Source organism: Mesorhizobium sp. M7A.F.Ca.US.005.03.2.1, assembly GCF_003997795.1.
GTDB lineage: Bacteria > Pseudomonadota > Alphaproteobacteria > Rhizobiales > Rhizobiaceae > Mesorhizobium > Mesorhizobium ciceri.
On sequence record NZ_RZRP01000667.1, the window covers coordinates 1 to 3557 of the forward strand.

Consider the following 3557-nt stretch of genomic DNA (forward strand, 5'->3'; position numbering starts at 1 on the left):
GTGCCGGGCGCCGATCCGGAGCGGCGATGGGTGAAGGTCAGCTGCGGCCATGTTTCCGGCAGCAGCGCGGCGACCGTGCCGGCCGCGCCTGACGGGCAAGGCAAGCCGGCGGCATCGGGGAAGCCCGAATACGTCTTCGCGCTGAGCTGGCAGCCGGCGTTTTGCGAGACAAAGTCGAACAAGACCGAATGCAGGGCACAAAGTACCGGCGATTTCGACGCCACGCATTTCACCTTGCACGGCCTGTGGCCGCAGCCGAATGGCAATTTCTATTGCCAGGCGACGGCGAGCGACAAGGCCAACGACAATCCGGCCCACTGGAAAGACCTGCCGCCGGTCAATCTTGACGCCAACACCCGCACGGAACTCGATCAGGTGATGCCTGGAACGGCCTCCCATCTCGAACGGCATGAATGGATCAAGCACGGCACCTGCTACGGCAAGAGCCAGCAGGACTATTTCTCCGATGCGCTGAATTTGATGCGCGCGGTGAACAGTTCGCCGGTGCGCGATCTCTTTGCCAAGAACATCGGCGGCAAGCTGACGGCCGACCAGATCCGCGGCGCTTTCGACACTGCCTTCGGGGCGGGAGCAGGGGACCGCGTGCGCGTTTCCTGCGTCATCGATCCGTCGAGCGGCAGGCGGCTGATCGGCGAACTGACCCTCGGCCTCGCCGGCCCGATCGGCCCGAACAGCGCGCTCAAGGACCTGCTGCTGGCTTCGGTGCCGACCAACAAGGCAGGCTGCCCGACCGGCACCGTCGACGCTATCGGGTTCCAGTAAGGGCGGCTGAACGGCGCCTAGACTGCACGAGCAGCGGTCCACACTTGTCCGTGTGATTGGCCTGATCTGGCAAAAGCGATTGCCGTTCGCCGCCGCATCGCCTACATAGCGGCCAACCTCCATTCAATTCGACAAATCCAGTCGGTTTTTCAGGGAAAGCGCGCGTGGCACGCCAGTTCATCTATCACATGGCCGGCCTCAACAAGGCCTATGGCACCAAGAAGGTGCTCGAGAATGTCCATCTCTCCTTCTATCCGGACGCCAAGATCGGCATCCTCGGCCCCAACGGTTCGGGCAAGTCGACGATCCTCAAGATCATGGTTGGGCTCGACAAGGAGTGGAACGGCGAAGCGTGGCTCGCCGAAGGCGCCACTGTCGGCTACCTGGCGCAGGAGCCGGCGCTCGATCCGGACAAGACCGTGTTCGAAAACATCATGGAAGGCGTCGCCGCCAAGACCGCCATCATCGAGCGCTACAACGAATTGATGATGAACTATTCCGACGAGACGGCCGACGAGTCGGCCAAGCTCCAGGACGAGATGGATCGGCTGAACCTGTGGGACCTCGAACAGCAGGTCGAGATGGCGATGGAAGCGCTGGGCTGCCCGCCCAAGGATTCGGAAGTCACCAAGCTTTCGGGCGGCGAGCGCCGCCGCGTCGCGCTTTGCCAGCTTCTGCTGCGCCAGCCCGACCTTCTGCTGCTCGACGAACCGACCAACCATCTCGACGCCGAAACCACGGCATGGCTGGAAAAGCATCTGCGTGCCTATCCGGGCGCCGTGATGATCATCACCCACGATCGCTACTTCCTCGACAACGTCACCGGCTGGATCCTCGAACTCGATCGCGGCCGCGGCATTCCCTATGAGGGCAACTACACCAAATACCTCGAAGCCAAGGCCAAGCGGCTCAAGCAGGAAGGCCGCGAGGACGATGCCCGCCAGCGCGCCATCGGCCGCGAGCGCGAATGGATCCAGTCGAGCCCGAAGGCCCGCCAGACCAAGTCCAAGGCGCGTATCCAGGCGTTCCAGGACCTTTTGGATGCAGCCGACAAGCGGCGTCCGAGCGATACGCAGATCGTCATCCCGCACGGCGAACGGCTCGGCAATGTCGTGATCGAGGCGGAAGGCCTGTCGAAGGGCTTTGGTGACACGCTGCTCATCGACGGCCTGGAATTCAAGCTGCCGCCCGGCGGCATCGTCGGCGTCATCGGCCCGAACGGCGCCGGCAAGACGACGCTGTTTCGCATGATCACCGGCCAGGAAAAGCCGGATGCGGGTTCTGTGCGCGTCGGCGAAACGGTGAAGCTCGGCTATGTCGACCAGAGCCGCGATGCTCTCGATCCGTCGAAGACGGTGTGGGAAGAGATTTCCGGCGGCGCAGAAGTGGTCAAGCTCGGCAAGTTCGAGGCCAACACGCGCGCCTATTGCGCGTCGTTCAACTTCCGTGGCGGCGACCAGCAGCAGAAGGTCGGCAACCTCTCCGGCGGCCAGCGCAACCGCGTGCATTTGGCCAAGATGTTGAAGACCGGCGGCAATGTGCTGCTGCTCGACGAACCGACCAACGATCTCGACACCGAAACGCTGGCCGCGCTCGAAGACGCGCTGGAAAATTTCGGTGGCTGCGCGGTCATCATCTCCCACGATCGCATGTTCCTCGACCGCCTGGCGACGCATATCCTCGCCTTCGAGGGCGACAGCCATGTCGAATGGTTCGAGGGCAATTTCGAGGATTACGAGCAGGACAAGATCCGCCGCCTCGGGCCAGATGCCGTCAACCCGCACCGCATGACCTACAAGAGGCTGACGCGGTAAGGGGTTTTCCGGGCGGCGATCTCAACCGGCATGAGGAGCTCAAATGGCTGATTGGTCCGCCGCCCAATATCTGAAATTCGAGGACGAACGCACGCGGCCCGCGCGGGATCTTGTGGCGCAGGTGCCCGTCGACTTTCCGCGCCGGGTCGTCGACATCGGCTGCGGGCCTGGCAACTCGACCGAACTGCTCGTCGGGCGCTGGCCGGATGCTGGGGTGAGCGGCTTCGACACTTCGCCCGACATGATCGAGAAGGCGCGGGCTCGCTTGCCCGAGGTCACCTTTGATCTGGCCGATGCCTCCACATGGCAGCCGGCGGAGCCGGTCGACGTGATCTTCGCCAATGCGGTGTTCCAGTGGCTGCCCGAGCATCCCGCAGTCTTCCAGCGGCTGATGGGTTTCCTCGCGCCAGGCGGCGCGCTTGCCGTCCAGATGCCCGACAATCTGGGCGAGGACTCCCACCGCCTGATGCGCGAGACCGCCGCCGAATTGCCGTTTGCCGAAAAGCTCAAGGGCGCGGCACGCGGGCCGTTGCCGCCGGTGTCGTCCTACTATGACCTCCTGTCGCCGCTCAGTGATCGGCTGGATATCTGGCATACCATCTACAACCACCCGCTTGCCGACGCGCAGGCGATCGTCGAATGGGTGAAGTCGACGGGCCTGAAACCGTTCCTCGATCCGCTGGATTCCGACGAACGGGCGATGTTCCTCGAAAGCTACACGGCCAAGATCGCCAAGGCCTATCCGAAAACGGCTAGCGGTAAGGTGCTTTTGCGCTTTCCACGCATCTTCATCGTTGCCAAGCGGGCCTGATTATCCACGTTGCACGAGGACCAGTCCGGCCTAAACCTTTGGTTTAAGCCGGCGTAAACCGCCGCGGTGAGAAAACTGTTGCGCCGGAGCGTTCCGGCGCCCACATGAAGCCCGCAACGCCTGCGGATGGGACGGACTGGACATGCATC

3 protein-coding genes are annotated in these 3557 nt (G+C 63.3%); all 3 read left to right on the forward strand.

What is annotated here, in order from left to right; genetic code table 11:
* Positions 1 to 783, forward strand: a 783-nt coding sequence (locus EN991_RS27945) for a ribonuclease (protein ID WP_127369964.1), incomplete at its 5' end; no start/stop codon positions are given.
* Between the two features lie 164 nt (positions 784 to 947).
* Positions 948 to 2597 (forward strand): energy-dependent translational throttle protein EttA, encoded by a 1650-nt coding sequence (gene ettA / locus EN991_RS27950; RefSeq protein ID WP_127369965.1) that lies wholly within the window; start codon positions 948 to 950, stop codon positions 2595 to 2597.
* Between the two features lie 43 nt (positions 2598 to 2640).
* Positions 2641 to 3408 carry a trans-aconitate 2-methyltransferase gene (gene tam, locus EN991_RS27955; protein ID WP_127369966.1) on the forward strand — a complete coding sequence of 256 codons (768 nt, stop codon included), beginning with the start codon at positions 2641 to 2643 and terminating at the stop codon, positions 3406 to 3408.
* Positions 3409 to 3557: the final 149 nt, after the last annotated feature.